Annotated in this window: 14 protein-coding genes; 5 read left to right on the forward strand and 9 right to left on the reverse strand. The window is 69.1% G+C overall.

Features of this window, described 5'->3' with window-relative positions; translation table 11 throughout:
* Positions 1 to 74 precede the first annotated feature (74 nt).
* The 3 genes from VYJ16_RS18265 to VYJ16_RS18275 form a co-directional block, all read right to left on the reverse strand.
* The gene (locus VYJ16_RS18265) at positions 75 to 965 is read right to left on the reverse strand and encodes a DUF5794 domain-containing protein (RefSeq protein WP_336351757.1); all 891 of its coding nucleotides are present in this window, start codon (positions 963 to 965) and stop codon (positions 75 to 77) included.
* A gap of 207 nt (positions 966 to 1,172) precedes the next feature.
* Positions 1,173 to 3,734: a hypothetical protein gene (locus VYJ16_RS18270; protein WP_336351758.1), complete on the reverse strand. Its 2,562-nt coding sequence runs from the start codon at positions 3,732 to 3,734 to the stop codon at positions 1,173 to 1,175.
* 135 nt (positions 3,735 to 3,869) lie between these two features.
* Positions 3,870 to 4,721: a poly-gamma-glutamate hydrolase family protein gene (locus VYJ16_RS18275; RefSeq protein WP_336351759.1), complete on the reverse strand. Its 852-nt coding sequence runs from the start codon at positions 4,719 to 4,721 to the stop codon at positions 3,870 to 3,872.
* Positions 4,722 to 4,851: 130 nt separating this feature from the next.
* Between VYJ16_RS18275 and VYJ16_RS18280 the strand changes: the two genes are divergently transcribed.
* Positions 4,852 to 5,967: a PQQ-binding-like beta-propeller repeat protein gene (locus VYJ16_RS18280; protein ID WP_336351760.1), complete on the forward strand. Its 1,116-nt coding sequence runs from the start codon at positions 4,852 to 4,854 to the stop codon at positions 5,965 to 5,967.
* Positions 5,968 to 5,983: 16 nt separating this feature from the next.
* Here the strand turns inward: VYJ16_RS18280 and VYJ16_RS18285 are convergent, their stop codons facing one another.
* The 3 genes from VYJ16_RS18285 to VYJ16_RS18295 all read right to left on the reverse strand — a co-directional run bounded on the left by VYJ16_RS18285 (position 5,984) and on the right by VYJ16_RS18295 (position 8,589).
* Positions 5,984 to 7,312 carry a hypothetical protein gene (locus VYJ16_RS18285; RefSeq protein WP_336351761.1) on the reverse strand — a complete coding sequence of 443 codons (1,329 nt, stop codon included), beginning with the start codon at positions 7,310 to 7,312 and terminating at the stop codon, positions 5,984 to 5,986.
* Between the two features lie 127 nt (positions 7,313 to 7,439).
* Entirely contained in the window at positions 7,440 to 8,066 is a 627-nt protein-coding gene (locus VYJ16_RS18290) for an SIMPL domain-containing protein (RefSeq protein WP_336351762.1), read from the reverse strand.
* Between the two features lie 76 nt (positions 8,067 to 8,142).
* Positions 8,143 to 8,589: a hypothetical protein gene (locus VYJ16_RS18295; RefSeq protein ID WP_336351763.1), complete on the reverse strand. Its 447-nt coding sequence runs from the start codon at positions 8,587 to 8,589 to the stop codon at positions 8,143 to 8,145.
* Positions 8,590 to 8,885: 296 nt separating this feature from the next.
* On the opposite strand from VYJ16_RS18295, the gene VYJ16_RS18300 reads away from it, so the two are divergent.
* Together VYJ16_RS18300 and VYJ16_RS18305 are read left to right on the forward strand one after the other, a co-directional pair.
* Positions 8,886 to 9,566, forward strand: coding sequence for a hypothetical protein (locus VYJ16_RS18300; protein WP_336351764.1), 681 nt, complete (start codon positions 8,886 to 8,888; stop codon positions 9,564 to 9,566).
* 124 nt (positions 9,567 to 9,690) lie between these two features.
* The gene (locus tag VYJ16_RS18305) at positions 9,691 to 10,371 is read left to right on the forward strand and encodes a metallophosphoesterase family protein (protein WP_336351765.1); all 681 of its coding nucleotides are present in this window, start codon (positions 9,691 to 9,693) and stop codon (positions 10,369 to 10,371) included.
* 31 nt (positions 10,372 to 10,402) lie between these two features.
* Here VYJ16_RS18305 and VYJ16_RS18310 read toward each other — a convergent pair whose 3' ends face one another.
* The 3 genes from VYJ16_RS18310 to VYJ16_RS18320 all read right to left on the reverse strand — a co-directional run bounded on the left by VYJ16_RS18310 (position 10,403) and on the right by VYJ16_RS18320 (position 13,911).
* Positions 10,403 to 12,325, reverse strand: a complete 1,923-nt coding sequence (locus VYJ16_RS18310; protein WP_336351766.1) for a hypothetical protein — start codon at positions 12,323 to 12,325, stop codon at positions 10,403 to 10,405.
* Positions 12,322 to 12,897 (reverse strand): hypothetical protein, encoded by a 576-nt coding sequence (locus tag VYJ16_RS18315; RefSeq protein ID WP_336351767.1) that lies wholly within the window; start codon positions 12,895 to 12,897, stop codon positions 12,322 to 12,324. The genes VYJ16_RS18310 and VYJ16_RS18315 overlap by 4 nt, the downstream gene beginning before the upstream one ends.
* A 96-nt stretch (positions 12,898 to 12,993) precedes the next feature.
* Positions 12,994 to 13,911, reverse strand: a complete 918-nt coding sequence (locus VYJ16_RS18320; protein ID WP_336351768.1) for a hypothetical protein — start codon at positions 13,909 to 13,911, stop codon at positions 12,994 to 12,996.
* A gap of 440 nt (positions 13,912 to 14,351) precedes the next feature.
* Here VYJ16_RS18320 and VYJ16_RS18325 point away from each other — a divergent pair, with 440 nt between their 5' ends.
* Both VYJ16_RS18325 and VYJ16_RS18330 read left to right on the forward strand, forming a co-directional pair.
* Positions 14,352 to 15,146, forward strand: coding sequence for a M14 family metallopeptidase (locus tag VYJ16_RS18325; RefSeq protein ID WP_336351769.1), 795 nt, complete (start codon positions 14,352 to 14,354; stop codon positions 15,144 to 15,146).
* A gap of 254 nt (positions 15,147 to 15,400) precedes the next feature.
* The gene (locus VYJ16_RS18330) at positions 15,401 to 16,456 is read left to right on the forward strand and encodes a tyrosine--tRNA ligase (RefSeq protein ID WP_336351770.1); all 1,056 of its coding nucleotides are present in this window, start codon (positions 15,401 to 15,403) and stop codon (positions 16,454 to 16,456) included.
* The last annotated feature ends 27 nt before the right edge of the window (positions 16,457 to 16,483 follow it).

Below are 16,483 nucleotides of genomic sequence, written 5' to 3' on the forward strand. Positions count from 1 at the left end.
AGGTCGCCCCACGGGCGTCGCCGTCGTCGTGCGACGACGACCGCTTCGACCGTGGACGACCCCGGTGGCTGGGGTCAGGTGTCGTCGCCGGTGTCGATGGCGAACGCGAGGGCGAGTGCGAAGACGGCGAGCGACGAGAGGCTGGGGAGGACGCCGGCGATGCTGAGCGGGACGAGCGCGAGCGCGATGCCGGCGCCGGTGCGGAAGGCGTCGCGGTCGAGGTGGTCGTCGACGCGCGGGCCGACGAACGCGCCGACGAGGGCGAGCGTGGTCGCGATTCCGGCGGCGCCCATCGCCTGCGCGACCACGAATGGCTCGACGATGACCGTGAGCGTAATCGGGGCTGGTTCGAGGAGCCGTGCGGCGACGCTCGCGACGAGTCCGGCGGCGAGGAGGTACTTCGGGGCGACGAGTTTCGCGGCGAGGACGTCGTTGGCGATGCTGGCGCCGACGGTGAGGACGATGAGCGCGCTGAAGACGTGGAAGACGCTCATGTCGAGGAGGCTCGCGAGCGTCGGCGCGGCGACCGCCTCGAGGCCCGCCGCGGGGACGACGAGGGCGGCGACCTTGAGGACGCGGAGGAGGCGAGTGCGGCGGTCGTCGCCCGCCATCTCCTCGAAGATGATGGTGAGCATCCACGGGCCGCCGAAGATGGTGCCGCCGACGACGAGCAGCCCGGGGACGGTGTCGAGGGCGCCGCCGAGGACGAGCGCGGGGAACACGCCGTCGACGAGCGGCAGCCCCATCGCGAGGAGGAGTGCGCGCGTCGCCGCGTTGCGCTCGGAGTCGGTGTAGTAGCCGTACGCCGCAAGGAGCGGCGCGATGAGTGCGAGGAGCCCGCGATACCCGCGACCGACCGCTTCCTCCGTGCCGCGATAGGCGCTCGCCGCGACCGCGACCGGGAACGGCGGCGTCTGGTCGGTCGACGATTCCGCCCGCGTCTGGAGTGGGTCTTGTTGACTCATACCAAGACGATGGACCCGACACTCCGGAGTGGCGGTGTTGGCAGATACCTAATCTCTCTGTTTATACCAGGGAAGATACTTGGAACGCGCGAGGGAACGACGGCTTCCCACAGCGCCCCACGTGCAGCGTGCTCCGCCCACGGACTGGGCGGACTCGTGGAGTCTGGAAGCCCGGTAGCTACGAGGGAGTCACGTTCGCGAACGCCGTCAGCGCTCGTGGCGCTCTCCGTCCCGAGTGCTGGTCGCCGCCAGGGTCTGCGTCGTCGCGAGACGGTCGACGACGTCCACGCGTCGTCGCCGGTTCGATGGCAAGCGCGCTCGCTCTATCAGGGACTCCCGCCAGGCCTCGACCGGATCCGCAGTGGTCCCAGCGAGACCCCCGAGGGCATCGAAGACGGTCTCGTACGTGTCGCGCTCCCACTCGTCGATGACGCGAGTGCTCGCCGCCGTGTGCCAATCGAGCGAGGGACGTATCGCGTCGGGGTCGTGGAAGCGATCCAGGGCTCCTGGCGTGCTCTCGCAGCCGGCCAGTTCGTCCTGGTTCGCGGCGTACCCCGCAGTGACGAGCGCGTGCAGCGCCGTCGCCGCAGCGGGAGCGGCACCGTCCGACCGACCGCGGACGAACTTCTCGACGCCCATCCGAGCCTCGGGTGGCGACTCCAGGAGGAGAACCCCGAGAAGCTCCCAGAACGCGGTGGGACCGGCCTCTCGGGGCAGGAGCGAGCCGGAAGCCAGTGCCTCGATCGCCTCGACTGCTGCCGTTCGCACGTCCAAGTGCGTGGCCCGAGACCCGTACACGAGGACTGGAACGAACTCGCGCACCGACGCCTCGGACATCCCGCCTGCACGGGCACAGGCAGCGAGCGTCCGGAACGCCGTCGCCCTGTGCTCGGGGTTTGGACTTCGGACGCTCCAGGCCAGCGGCGACCGGAGTCGCCGGGTGTCGACGGGCACGTCCGCGGCGTCGTCGAGGAGTGCCGAGAGCGTCTCGAATGCCCGTACTCGCGACGCTCCACGGGTCTCGACAGCGGCGCGCTCGAGAGCGGCGACGACCGCCCGTATCCTCACCTGGCTGCATCGAGCGTCCCCGTGGAGGACCGTGAGACACGTCGCGACGCCGTCGGGCACGTACGCGTCCCCGTCGTCGATGGCGCGTTCGAGCGACCGGAGCACGGCCTCGAAGAGCGCGTCGGTCGGCATCCCCGCATCGATGAGCGCCTCGATTGCCGCGTCGAGGAATCGCATCGCGAAGCCGTTGAGGCCGTCCTCATTGACGATCAGGGCTTCGACCAGGTCGACGACCGAATCAGTGCATTCGGCTATCGTCGCCGGCGGGGTCGTCTTCGCGAACGTCTCGAAGGCCTCGGCGGTGACGTCGGAGTACTCCGTCGACGCGGCCACTTCGGTCAGGATATCGAGAACGTCCCGGATTCGGGGTATCGAGAGGTCGACGGCCGACAGGAGACCCTCGGCGGCGACGGCCACCTTCACCGGTGCGCGGGTGTCGTGCGCGGTGACGGCTTCCGCGAGGAGGTCGACGACGCGCGACCCGTGTCCGGGAGCGAGTGCCTCGTTCGAGACGACGTCCACGAGCAATCTGGCGACGTAGAACGCGTCTTTCTCGGGCTCCTCGGTCTCGAAGGCGTCGAGGTCTTCGAGAATGGCCGAGAGGTGTGCGACGGTCAACTGCTCGGATTCGAGGAGCGTCGTATAGCACTCCTGGACGGCCCGTCGGTCCCGCTTCGTCGAGTTCGCGAACCCGAACGAGGGCGTCTCGAGTATCGTATCGACCACGGTCGGCGGAAGGATGCCCGCCGCGAGCAGGCTCTCCAGTCCGGTCGCTGCGACCCACTGGTCGCCGTCGTCCCGGCCGCCGCTCCCCTCGAGGAGCGAAGTGGCGACGCCTCGCAACGTCTCCGCTGAGACGTCGTTCAGCGACTCCAGGTCCGACAGGACCCCGACGGCACCCTCGCGGATGCGCGGGTCGGGACTCGTCGAGGCGCGCTCCGCGAGCAACGCGACGACCTCGTCGGTTCCTTCCGGGACGGGTGCGTCGGACGGGCGCGCGTCGACGCCCGTGCAGCGAGTCAGGAGCGCCCACGCGTATAGTTGCGGGTACTTCGACTCGGCCGCCGCCGAAAGCAGCGGCGAGAGGTCGTCGAGCGGCGGGAGCTTCTCGGGCGCTTTCCGGGCGACGATTGCCAGCAGTCGGACGACCGCCGAGCCCGTGGACGTGTGCTCGTCGGGGTCGATTCGCGCCCAGCATTCGAGCGTCCGCGCGAGCACGTCGGGGCTGACCGCGGTGGCCGTTTCGGTCGGTGCCGCGACGGCGAGGTCGGCGAGCCCTCGAATCCCGACGTGGTCCACGCGATGCCGCGACACGGTACCCTCGACGTTCACGCTAACCGCGAACGCTCGCACGAGCGCCCGCACCGCGTCTGCGTCCGCGGGAGTGTCGAGGAATCTCGGGAAGTCGAGCGCCGCCAACGCCCGGGTCGCGTCGAGTTGTACCTGGCGGACAGCCGACCCGACGCCGAACACGTCCGTCCCCGTGCTCCGAGAGAACGCTGCCGTGTCGATGAGGACGCCCGCGAGCGACGGAACGAGGCGTCCGGCAGCAGTCGGTTCGTCCTCGACGACTGAGCGGGCGTCCGAGACGGCGCGTCTGGTCTGCAGCGTCGCCGAGGGCGTCGTACCGACGGCTGGCAACGCCGCTAATCGCTCGCGAACGTCCGCGACTCGGTCCTCGTTCCTCGCGTTCGCGGTCATGGCACGATTGTCAGCAGGGTCACGACCATCGCCGTCCAAGCCACGTCCGTACCTACGGAACCCATGGACAAGTATCCGTGCGACGGACGATGGGACGGCCGGTACTCGGTGAGGCGTCCCCGATGTCGCGGAGCGTCAGTCAACATAGACGTCGAGGATGGCGCGGGCGACGCGCTTCCGATACCGGTAGCACGTGACGGGGGTGAGTTCGAGGTGGAGGCCTCCCGATTGGGCGAGGTAGTTGACGGAGTTGGTCGTGCTACGGCCGGCGAGTTTCATCTCGTCGAGGTCGGTGACGACGCGCTTGGAGTCGGGGAGGCGCTCGCGGAGTGCGTCGCCGACGGCGTGCCGGACGTCGTCGTCGACGCGCCCGCCGACCCCGACGTGGTCGGCGTTCTGCATGTGGACGCTGACGGCGTGCTCGAACCGTCGGTCGATAATCTCCGAGAGTCCCGGATAGGACTCGGGCGACTGGCAGGGTTCGGGGACGTGCCAGCGGTCGAACGCGTCCGGCTGGAAGCCCTGGCACGCCCAGAGCGTGCACGGCAAGCCGGCGTCTCGGAGGCCGCGGTACACGCGGATACCGGCGTCGACGGTCCCGAACTCGACGTCGCCGCCGTGGCACGCGGACACGAGGAAGCGGTCGCTGTCGCCGTCGTCCCAGAGGGTCTCCGCGAACCCGCCGACGCGACGCGCGGTCATCACGTCCTCGCGGGGCACCAGCCCCGAGACGTACACCGGACTGCGCTCGCGGACCTGTAGGCGGTCGCGCCCCGGTTCGGCGAGCGCGAGCGTCGGCCGCTCCCCGCGGTAGATGTCCTCGACGACGACGAACGCCCGCGTCGCCTCGCTCTCCACCCGCAGATGGCGGTCCGTCGAGACGTCCAGGCGGTCCGCGAGCGCAGTCGAAACCGCACACCGATACGCCGGGTCCGCGAGCGACGCCTCGAGCGCGTCCGGCGGGGCCCGTACGACCGCTCCGATCACGGCTGGTTCACCGACATACCCCTCCCGGGGCGTCGAACGCGCAAAAGGGAGCGCGTTGACCTACACGCGTTGGAGACAGTCACTCGCGGAAAGATATTTAATAGCGACAGTCCAGTGTGGTTACAGGACTATGGATGGAGACCAGTGGCCGATGTTCGGACCCGATCCGTCGAACACCGGCTACACAGATTCGACAGCGCCGACGGCTCCGGTGACCGAACGCTGGCGGTTCGAGACCGACTACCGCATCAGTTCGTCGCCAGCAGTGGTCGACGGCACCGTCTACCTCGCTGACGACGCCGACACTGCCCTCCCGGAGCGCGAGCAGAGTCATCTCCACGCGCTGGACGCCGAAACCGGAACCGAGCAGTGGCGCTACCCGTCTGGGTCAGTGACGTTCTCGTCGCCGGCGGTCGTCGACGACAAGGTCTTCCTGGGGGAGAGCTTCGGCCCGCACGGCGAAGAGACGGGGTCGCTCACCGCACTCGATCGTGCGGACGGATCGGTCGTCTGGCAGTTCGACGTCGACGGCGTCGTCTTCGGTGCGCCGAAGGTCGTCGACGGAACGGTGTATTTCGGTAGTCACGACAGGCGACTGTACGCCGTGGACGCCGAATCAGGTACCGAGAGGTGGCGGTTCCAGACCGGCTCAGAAGTCTGGACCGCCCCAGCAGTGGCAGATGGCACGGTCTACATCGGCAGCGGGTTCCAGGACGGGCACGTCTATGCCGTGAGCGCAGACGACGGCGAGGAACAGTGGCGGTTCAAGACAGCGGACCACGACGGATACGATCAGTTCGATGAGGGCGGCGTCTTCGACGGTATCGCCGTCTCCGACGGCACCGTCTACGCCGGGAGTCACGACGGGCGGTTGTACGCGCTCGATGCGACGGACGGAACGGAGCGCTGGCACTTCGAGAACGAAGGCGTCCCCGCGTCACCGGCCGTCCACGACGGAACGGTGTACGTGGCAACCTGGGACGACGCTCTCTTCGCGCTCGACGCCGCCGACGGGACCGAGAAGTGGCAAGTGTCGGTCGGCCGCGTCGACCACACGCACCCCGTCATCGCCGAGCATACCGTGTACATCGGGACGAGGAAGTTGTACGCGTTCGACGCTGCGACCGGCACCGAACGATGGTCCGCCGACATCGATAGCAACGCGAAATCCGCTCCCGTCATCGTGGACGGTACCGCGTACATCGGCACGATAGGCAAGACCCTGCACGCGTTCGAAGCGGAGTGAGACGGTCGGTTCCCGGTCAGCGACCCACGGTCTGGACGGCGTCGACGAGTGCGGGTGCGCGGTCGCGGAACGCGGCGAGTTGGTCGGCGAACGCGCAGTCGTCGCCGCCGCAGCGGTCGGTCGAGAGCGCGCACAGCGGACAGGTGAGGCGTTCGTTGCCGCGGCCGATGTCGGCGGCGCGGTCGAGGAGGCGCGCGGTGAGGCGGTCGGTGACGAACGCGCGCTCCCAGACGGCCGCGTAGGACTCGCCGCCGTGGACGGCGTCGCTGGCGACGTAGGGGCTGACGAGCCAGTTCGGGTCGCCGCCGCGGCGCTGGTAGAGGACGGCGCCGAACCCGGCGGCCTCGTACGCTTGCGCGAACAGCCACGCTTGTCCGGTGGGGTAGCCGACGCTGTCCTGGTGGTCGCGCGCGGTCCGGTCGTCGGGGCGAGCGCGGTGCGGTTCGGCGAGCAGCGGGAGGTCCGCGACGGCGGTCTGGGTCGCCCAGCTCCCCGCCGCAGTGGCCGGTGCGAGGCCGCCGTCGGCGGGATCCCCGATGGCCTCGCGGAGGCCGGTGTGGAAGGCGGCGAGTGCGCGGTCGGCGCCCGTCTCGGTGTCCAGATCGGCGACCGCGTCGAGCACGCGATGGGCGCGCGCCTCGAGGTCGTGCGTCGAGAGGACCCTGGGAGCGCCGGGGCCCTCGCGGTCGTGGCTCGCGCGTCGTCCGTCCGCCGGCGGGTGCTCGAGGCCGGTGGTGGACAGCGGTGGGTCGAGCGCGACGTCGATGGCGGTCTCGAACGCGCCGAGACCGTGGCGGTCGAGGACGTCGCGGTACTCGCCGGCGAGCGTGGCGACGGCGCCGCCGCGGCCCGCGCCGCGGCCGAGGGTCTCGATGGCGTCGCGGAGCGCGTCAGGTTCGGCGAACGAGTCGTTCTCTGCGTAGCTGTCGACGTACCAGTCGACGTACGCCTCGTCCTCGACGAGCCAGGAGAGGAACGCGTGGAGGCCGGCGCGCGTCACCGTACTGAACCCGGCCTGGAGGTCGGTGAGCGCGCGGTCGTGGCCGACGAGTCGCCGCGCCCCCGAGTCGAGCGGTTCGTCGCCGTCGACCACGGCGCGGGCGGTCCGGCAGAGGTCGCGCTTGTGAACGCGGAACGCAGCGCCCGCGGCGGTACGCGACCGATACCCCGCGAAGACGACGGGGAACTGGAGGACGCCGACGGTGTTCCCGAGCACGTCCTGGACGCGCGGCGGGACGCTGAGCGCGTTCAGTCCGGGACTCACCTGGACGCGCGCGTCGGTCTCGGTACTCGCCTGCGGGAGCGGGAAGCCATGCCGGTCGTGGAACGGATACTCGAAGCTCATATTGATTGGTGCCGTCAGAGCGACGGCCCGTTCGACACCTGGACGGCCGACCGCCCAGCGGCGGCGTTGCCGTCGCGACCGAACGGTGGATTCAAGTATGGAACGAGGACGCCCGCGGCGGGCGGCGTCAGGCGTCGTCGCCGGTCGGGGTGATGGCGTACGTCACGTCGACGGCGACGCCGATCTCGACCACCCCCGCCTCGTGCTCGAAGCCCCCGTCGAAGAAGCCGTCGTCCCCGCCGAGCGCGTCGAACGGCCCCGACTCGCGCGTCTCCATGGCGTCCAGGCCGGCGATCTCGTGGCCGGCGGCCGCCGCGGTGCGTTCGGCGTCCTCGCGAGCGCGCTCGGTCGCCGCCTCGAGGAGGTCGCCGCGGACCGCCGCTCGCGTCGTGCTCGACGCGGCCGGGTCGACGTCCTCGAGGAGCGCGCCCGACTGCACGCCCGCCGCGACGACGTCCTCGACGACGTCGGTCGGGCAATGCACCTCGACGGTGCGTCGCGCCACGAACGCCGCGTCCTCGTCCGCGTCGAACATGCTCGCTGACTCCCCCACGAACCCCGAGCGGAGGTCGACCGACACCGCGTCCGAGACCGCCTCGATGGCGTCGGTCACCGTCCCCTGCCGGTCGTTCGCGCGAGCCCGCGCGTCGTTCGCCCGGTCGGCTTCGGCCTCTATCTCGAACTCCAACTCGTACGACTCCGCCTCGACGTCCTTGCGCGCACGTCCAGTCACCTCGATGGTCGGATTCGACATACACCACACCCCGAACCCGGGGCGTAAAAACACCTACACCCACCTACAAGACCCGGAGGCGACCGCAGCGAGGCCCTCAGATCTCGTTCGACCCGGCGCCGTTGCACGTGTTGCAGCGGTGCTTGCGCTTACTGTGCGTCTTGCCGTACCCGGGGTACTTCTGGCCGGTACCGTCGCAGTTCCCGCACTCGAGGCGGCCGGTGGCGAGCGCGAGCACGCCGTGCCCGCTACACGTCGGACACTGGTACTCGCGCTTGCTATGCGTGCCGCTGTACCCGGGGTACTTCTGGCCGCTCGCCCGGCAATGCTGGCACTTGAACAGGCCCTCGCCGCTGCCGACCGAGATGCGGTTCGCGCCCTTCCCACCGCACGTCGGGCACTCGTACTTCGACTTGCTGTGCGTGTCGCTGTACCCCGGGTACTTCTGGCCGCTCCCCCGACAGTGCTGGCACTCGACGATCCAGTCCGTCGACCCCTTCTCGATGACGACCTTCGTGTACGTCGTGACCTTCCGTTTTCCCATTGCACTCGATCAGTCTCCCAGTACCACAATGGGTCGAGCGTTGGGCTACAGTCCCTGTAGCCCGCGATTTCGTTCGTGGCGCTCGCTGCAGGGGCATTCGAGAGAGGGGACTGCCCTGTGACCGCGCCGGACTGGCGTCGCGTCGGTCCCGTTGTCACTCGGTTTGACGTCGGTGAACGAGAAGGCGCATACCCGGACCCTGACGGCGCACCCGCCGATAGGTGCCGGCGGCGAGTTACACGTTCGGTACCTCGGGGTCGCCGTTCATACTCGCTCGACGAACTGGAACGACTAGGATGCTCGCTTCGATACTCTCGAAGGCGAAGGCGTGGCTGTTCGACGACCCCGAGGACACCGACGACCTCACCGATCTCGGCGAGATGGAGCTCCAGCAGCGGATCAGGGAGCTCGAGCGACGGACGACCGGCCGCCGCGAACAGCTCGAGTCGCTCCGGGACCGCTACCGGTCGGCCGTCGACAGGGCCGGGCGCGTCGAGGAGCCCGAACTCGTTTCGGTTCGCGCGGACCTGACGGCGGTCCTCGAGCGGACCGCGTTCACGCGAGCGAAGTTCCTCCAGGCGATACGTGCGAAGGGCTTCCTGAGTCGACTCGCGCTCGCGAAGCGCTCGGACGCGTCAATCGAGGGATTCGACTTCGACCGGGATGCGGTCCCCACCGTCGTCCGCGACCCAGTCGGGAACGGCCTGCAACCTGACGGCCGCACTCCGACGGTCGGATTCGACCCGCCATCGGACCCCGAAGACCTCGACGCGTGGGGGACCCGCGAGCTCGGTGACGTCGAATCGTACGTCGATGACGTGGTGGCGGCAGCGCGAGGCGACGACCCGGTCCCGGCGCTGCTCGAACTGATCGAGACGGACGAGGACGAGGAGTTCGACGAGTTCCTTGACGACCAGACCGACGACGACAGTGGTGAGGCACCCGGACCGGAGGGGAGGGCTCCGGTGACGGACTGACAACGGCGAGTCGAGCGAGACCGACGGGAACGCGACTGCAGCGGCGACGGATTGAGGACTGCGACGCTACACGACGTGTGGCCGTGCCCCGTTCTTTACTTGTGGGACGGTCGACCGTGTGCGTATGCGAATAGCGTTGATCTCGGACGTCCATGGGAACCTGCCGGCGCTCGAGGCGGTGCTCGACGACGTCGACGACGACGACGCGGTGGACGCGACGGTGTGTGCCGGGGACGTCGTGGGGTACGGGCCGTGGCCGAGCGAGTGCGTCGAGCGCGTCCGCGAGACGTGCTCGGTGGTCGTGCAGGGGAATCACGACCGGACGGTGGAGACGCCCGCGGAGTACAGTCACAACGAGATGGCGATGCGGGGTCTGGAGTACGCGAAGCGCGAACTCTCCGACGCGCAACGCGAGTGGCTCGCCGCGTTGCCGCCGCGGACGACCATCGCTCGCGACCGGTTCCGCCTCGTGCACAGTCACCCGGACCCCGACCAGCTCGGTCGGTACGTTCGACCGCGCGGGTTCCCGGAGATGCGACCGTACCTCGACGACCACGACGGCCTCGTGCTCGGGCACACGCACCTCCAGCATCGCGCCAAGGTCGATGGGAAGCTCATCGTGAACCCGGGAAGCGTCGGCCAGCCGCGCGACGGCGACCCGGACGCGGCGTACGCGGTGCTCGACGTCGAGGACGCGACCGTGGAACTCCGGCGCGTCGAGTACGACGTCGACCGCGTCATCAAGCGCGTCGAGGACGAGGGGCTGCCGCGACGCATCGGGACGCGACTGCTCGACGGGAGCTGAAACCGTCCACGCGAACCGAAGTCGAGAAGCCTTACTGGTGGCCGGCGCGCTCCAGCCGGAGGTATTCGTCGAGGAGTGCGGGGAGGTGCGCGTCGTAGGACGCGCGGACGTCGGCGGTGACGCACGCGTCGCCGCCGCAGGGGTCGGCGATGATGGCACACAGCGGACACTCGACGTCGTCGAAGGCGTCGGCGTCGATCGGTATCGGCTCGACCTCGTCGAGTTGGGCCGCGGCCGTCCGGAGTTCGTCGAGCGAGTACGCGTCGAGGACCGCGTTCATCCGAGCCGCGGCGTCCGGGTCGTCGGCGGTACCCTCGCCGTTCGTCTCTCCGTCGTCGCTCCCCCCGATGTCTTGCTCGGCGAGCCCTTCGCGGAAGGAATCGTCGAGGCCGTCCAGGTTCTTCGCGGCGAGCCCGGAGTCCGGGCCGAGCGCGGCCGTCGGGTCCTCGGCGGCGTCGGGCGTCTCGACGGCGTCGTAGTCGACGGAGTCGAGCGCGGCTTCGAGCGCGTACTTGTCCGGGAATCCGTCGCGGAACGCCTCGCGGACGCGGTCCTCGTACTCGTGCCGGCGGATGAATAGCGTGTTCAGGAGTTCCTTCCCGACGAAGTAGTGCTCCCAGAGCGCCTGATAGCTGTCGACGCCGTCCGGGACGCCCGGATGGTCGACGAGGTCGTCGGTGTCGACGGCGTGATAGTTGAGTTGGCGTTTGGTCTCGTCGCTGGTCGGCTGGAAGACGACCGCGCCGAACGACCCGTGCTGTTCGAACGCCTCGATGAGGACCTTCGGCAGCGGTTCCTTCTCGACGCCGATGAGGTCCTGGTCGGGGACGTCCGTGGTCGCCGCAGCGGGAACCTCGAGGAGTGGCGTCGGTCGGTCGAGCATCGTCTCGGCCGCGTCGATGTCGACGCCGTGCACGCGCTCGCTCAATCGCTGGCGGAGGTCGTCGGCGTCGAGCTCGTGGACGCGCTCGTCGATCTCGTCGTCGAGCGCTTCGAGCGCCTGGAGCGTCGACACGAACACGTGGTCGAGCCACGTGTCCGCGTACGCGTCCACGTCCGTCCCGAGCGCCGCCTGGACGTCGTCGTCCTCGATGGCGTCGGCGTGCGCGAGCAGGTACTCGTCGATGTCCTCGTCCGCGACCCGGTAGCGGTCCTCGAGCGCGCCGGGGTCGATGGGGTCGACGTCGAGACCCTCGACGCAGAGCGCGTCGAAATCGGCGTCCGGGCCGAGCGGCGCGATGGGGTAGGGGACGTCGAGCGTAACCTGGGCGACGGTCTCGGCGACGCTCCGACGCTGCGAGAGCCGGTTGAGTTCGCGCTGTGCGTCGCTGGCCGCCGCGTCGTCGCTGTCGGTGCCAGTGGCGTGACTGAGCGCGTGATAGTACAGGGGGTTGACGTAGAGCGCGCCGTCGCTCTCGGCGTGAACGGCGCCGCGAGCGATCGCCGTCTGCGTCTCGATCTCCGAGAGCAGGCGGTCGTGTATCTCGTCGGCGTCGTGCTCGTCGCCGTACACGGCGTCGAACGTGCTCTGTATCTTCGCGGGGAACTCGGCGTCGTCGTACACCACCGAGAGAATCTGGAGTTTGTCCACGGCCTCCTGGAACGGTTCGACGGCCGCCTCGACGGTCTGAGCGGTGAGCCAGGCGTCGTAGAGCGTCCGCAAGCGGTCCGCCCTGACCGTCGGGTCGTCGAGCGCGTCGTAGAGCGCGTCGATGCTCGCGAGTTTCAGCCGCGAGAGCGAGTTCACGAGGCCGACGGACCACTCGCCGTGCATGAACTCCTCGCGGGAGACGAGCGCGTGGATGAGCGTCATCCCGATGGGGTCGTCGGCGGCCTCGTGCACCCGGAGCGTGTTCGTGGTGTAGTCAGCGCGCGCCATCACGTGCTCCTCGCCGTCCTCGGTGAGCGTCTCCGCCTTGAACGCGTCGCGGAACGCGGCGAACTCCTCCGTCATTCCGTCCGCTCCTCCTCCTCCAGGCGTTCGAGCGCGGCGTACAGGTCCGCGGTCTCGAGTTCATACTCGGTCATGACGTCGTCGAGGACGGTCGCGATCCGGGCGATGTCGTCCTCGTCGAGGCTGCTCTCGGCGGCGCGCGCCGCCGCCGCGGACTTGTACGGTTGTGCGAGGTCCGGTTGGCCGACGCCCCGACTCGCCCCTGCAGTACCCTCCTTCCCGTTCCCGGTCGCCGTGACGCGGTCGTACGGCTGGTCGAGGGTTGCGTCGGGGAGCGCCGCCGGCCCGGAGTGGACGCCGCGGAGGGCGTCCTCGAGCGCGCCGACGAGCTGGTGTTCGACGCGCGCCGGGTCCTTGTCGTCGTCGAGGTACGTCTCGAACTCGGTGTTGGCGAGGGCGTCCTTGGCGATGTCGGGGACGTCCTCGATGTCGGGGATGTCTCGCGTGAGTGCGGGCGTTCCGAACGTGAGCGTCACGATGTCGTCGGCCTGGGCCTCGCTGACGCCGTTGCGCGCGAGGATGTCGCGCCAGACGTCCTCGATGGACCGGTCGTGGTCGTTGTCGGTAGTCATTGGCATACTGTGTTGGTTTCGTGGGGTGACGTGGTGTGATGGCGTGGCGTCGTGTGGTGAGCTGGTGGTGTGTCGTTCGGTTGCGTGGTCGTGCGGTCAGTTCTTGTCACGTTGGTAGAGTGCGGCGAGTTGGACGTGATTCGCGTCCGTGTCGACGGTGACGACGCTGTCGTAGAACGTCATCCGCGCGCTCACGGCCGGGTCGTCGACGCCCTCGGTGTCTGCATCCTTGCGTACGTGGTCTTTGCGTGTGGCGTGACTCGCCTCGGTCGTGAACTCCGCGTAGTCGTCGTAGAGCGCGGCCGCGAGGTACCCGACGAGTTCCGACTTGAACGCGTCCGCGAGTTCGTCGGGTGCATCGACCTCGAGGTTCCGGTACTCGACGTCGGCGAGGACGGCGAACTCGACGTACTGTTTGTCGAACTCGCCGAGGAGGAGCGGCGGCGAGTCGAACGGGTAGTCCGCGAGCCAGTCGGCGTCCTCGTCCGCTGGAGGCCGGCCGAACTGTCGGAACCGAACCGCGACCGCCGGGTCCTCGGCGTCGTCCTCGAGGGTGGCGTGCGACCGGAGTTTGGCGTACAGGCGTGCGGCGCGCGGGTCCGGGTCCTCGTCGTCGAGGACGGCGGACCCGAGGTAGCGCGTCTTCCGGCGGACGTCGTCGCTCGTCGCGTGCTCGAAGTAGCCCGGGGCGAGCGTGCGGATCATCGCGCCGTCGAGCTGGAGTGGGCGTCGGCTCTCGTTCCCGACGGCCTTGACCTTGTTCAGGGCGCCGGCGGTCCGGAGGTCCAGGGCGTCGCTGTCGGTGTTGAGGTACGGGCTGAGGTTGGTGTCGCCCCAGTCCGTGTCGATTCGGTCCTCGAGCGCGCCGAGGACGTCGCTCCCGTCGACGGTGAACTCGCGGTCGTCGACGAAGTCGACGAGGACCGAGAGGACGTCGAACGGCCGACCACCCCCTGGTCGGAGGTGCCAATCGTAGTATTCTTCTCCCTCGTCCCGGACGGTCACGAACCCCATGGCAGCGTCTTGTCGACGGCACGACCTAAAGCTACCTCCCGGTTCGGAGCCGACCGACGACGCGGTCGACCACGCGCTCCGGGACGGGGCTTTTCGGGTCGCGTCGCTCGGTGAGCGCGCACGCTTGGACGGGCCGCGTCCACCTGTCAGTTCGAGCTTGTGCATCGTGTCGAACCATCGCGTCCCCACGACACCCCACCTGGCGTCCACCACCCGACCCAACACAACCATTAAGTGCGGGCCGCTGTCGAGAACGGAAGCGCGACCTGCTCGTCGCCGGACGCCCGAGGTACTTGAACCGAGCGTTGGGGACGCGAGCGAACGCCGGAGCGGTGAACGCGGCGCGTCGACCACGACACGATGCCAGCACCCGACTCGAACCCACGACCGGCCGTGACCCAACGAGCGCTCTCGACGCCGCGTCCGGGGGTGCGTCGCTGATGTACTGCCTCGAGCGCGGCCCCGTCGACGACCGACGACCCATCGCAGTCGTCGCGGCGCTGCACGGCGACGAACCCTGCGGCGCGTACGCCATCGCGGACCTGCTCGCTACCGACCCCGCGTTCCAGCGGCGCGTGAAGTTCGTCGTCGCGAACGAGCGCGCGATGGAAGCCGGCGAGCGCTACGTCGACGACGACCTGAACCGCGCGTTCCCCGGCGATCCACACAGTCGGTCCCACGAGCGCCGGCTCGCCGCCAGGCTCCGCGAGGAACTCGCCGACGCCGAAGTCATCACGTTCCACTCGACGGACGCAGAACCGACGCCGTTCGCGCTCCTCCAGAACCCCAGCGAGACCACCGACGCGGTCGTGCGCGCCACCGGCCTCGAACAGATCGTCGACATCAGCTACGTCGACGGCGGCCTCGAGGACGTCGTCGACGGCGTCGCCGTCGAATGCGGCCCCATGCGCACCCGAGGCGCCGCCGAGAGCGCGCGCGGCATCCTCGAGCGATTCCTCACCGCCCGCGGCGCCCTCCCCGGAGCCGTCGAACCCGTCGACCTCGACGTCTACCGCGTCGACGGCGTCGTCGACCGCGGCGACCTCGCGTTCACCGGCCGGAACTTCCAACGCGTCCACGCCGGCGACGCCTTCGCCGTCGACACCACCGGCGACGACGGCGAGATAACGGCTCCCGAACCGTTCACGCCCGTCCTCATGGCGACCGACGGCTACGACGACATGCTCGGCTTCCAGGCCACGAACGTCGGGCCGCTCAGCGAACTCGAACCGTAGCCGCGTCGGTCGCGAGTCCGAACGAAACCAGTTCGAACGTGACTTCGAGTCATCATGAAAATCGTAAAACTGCCAGTCGATTCGTACGAATATGTTTCTGGATTTTGCTTTACGCCGGGGGTGAAGGGAAGTTCTCGACGCTGAGGGTCCACTCGAGGGAAGACGATGTCACGGGTCGATGGCATATAAAGACAGAGTTGGGTCGGAGGCCGAACGCGAGGACGACTGCGATGGGTGTTGTTCGTCGAATCGTGATGTCCGACGCAGACCCAGAGGTCGAGGACGCGTTCGAACTGATCACGAACAACGCGGTGGAGGCGGTGACGGAGTCCGAACTCCGCGAGCTGGCGGCGGACCCGGAGGGGGAGCGCGCGTACGTCGGCTACGAGCCGAGTGGCGTGCTCCACCTCGGGCACATGCTCACCGCGACGAAGCTCATGGAGCTCCAGGAGGCGGGGTTCGAGGTGGTGGTGCTGCTGGCGGACGTGCACGCGTACCTGAACGACAAGGGGTCGTTCGCGGAGATCCGCGAGACCGCCGAGCGCATGCAGGAGCAGTTCGTCGCGTTCGGCCTGAACCCCGAGCGGACCGAGTTCGTGCTCGGCTCCGAGTTCCAGCTCGACGAGGACTACGTGCTCGACCAACACGAACTCGGTCTGGAGACGTCGATGAACCGCGCGCAGCGGTCGATGGGTGAGATCGCGGGCGACGACGCCGAGCGCGTGAGTCACGTGAACTACCCGCTCATGCAGGCGCTCGACATCAAGTACCTGAACGTCGACCTCGCGGTCGGCGGGATGGAACAGCGGAAGGTCCACATGCTCGCGCGTGACGTCCTCCCGAAGCTCGACGAGCCGGCGCCGACGTGCCTGCACACGCCGCTCATCGCGGACCTCGAGACCGGCATCGGGAAGATGAGTTCGAGCGACGGCGTCACCATCAGCATGGAGGACTCGACGGCCGACATCGAGGCGAAGGTCGAGGCCGGGTTCTGTCCGCCCACCGCGGACCCGGACCCGGAGGCGCACCTGTCGAGCGACGACCTCCCCGAGGGCGTCGAGTCCGCGGACGTCCAGCTCGAGAACCCGGTCCTGCAGTTGTTCGAGTTCCACGTGTTCCCGCGGTTCGACGCGGTGACCGTCGAGCGCGAGGACCGCTTCGGCGGGGACGTGACCTTCGACTCGTACGCGGCGCTGGAGGCGGCCGTCGAAGCCGGCGACCTCCACCCCGACGACTGCAAGAGCGCACTGGCGGACGCGCTCGACCGCCTCGTCGACCCGGGCCGGCAGAAGTTGGCGGCCGCGGACTGAGGCCCGCGGAGCCCTTCGACGCGGCTG

Source organism: Halorubellus litoreus, from assembly GCF_037081675.1.
Classification (GTDB): domain Archaea; phylum Halobacteriota; class Halobacteria; order Halobacteriales; family Natrialbaceae; genus Halorubellus; species Halorubellus litoreus.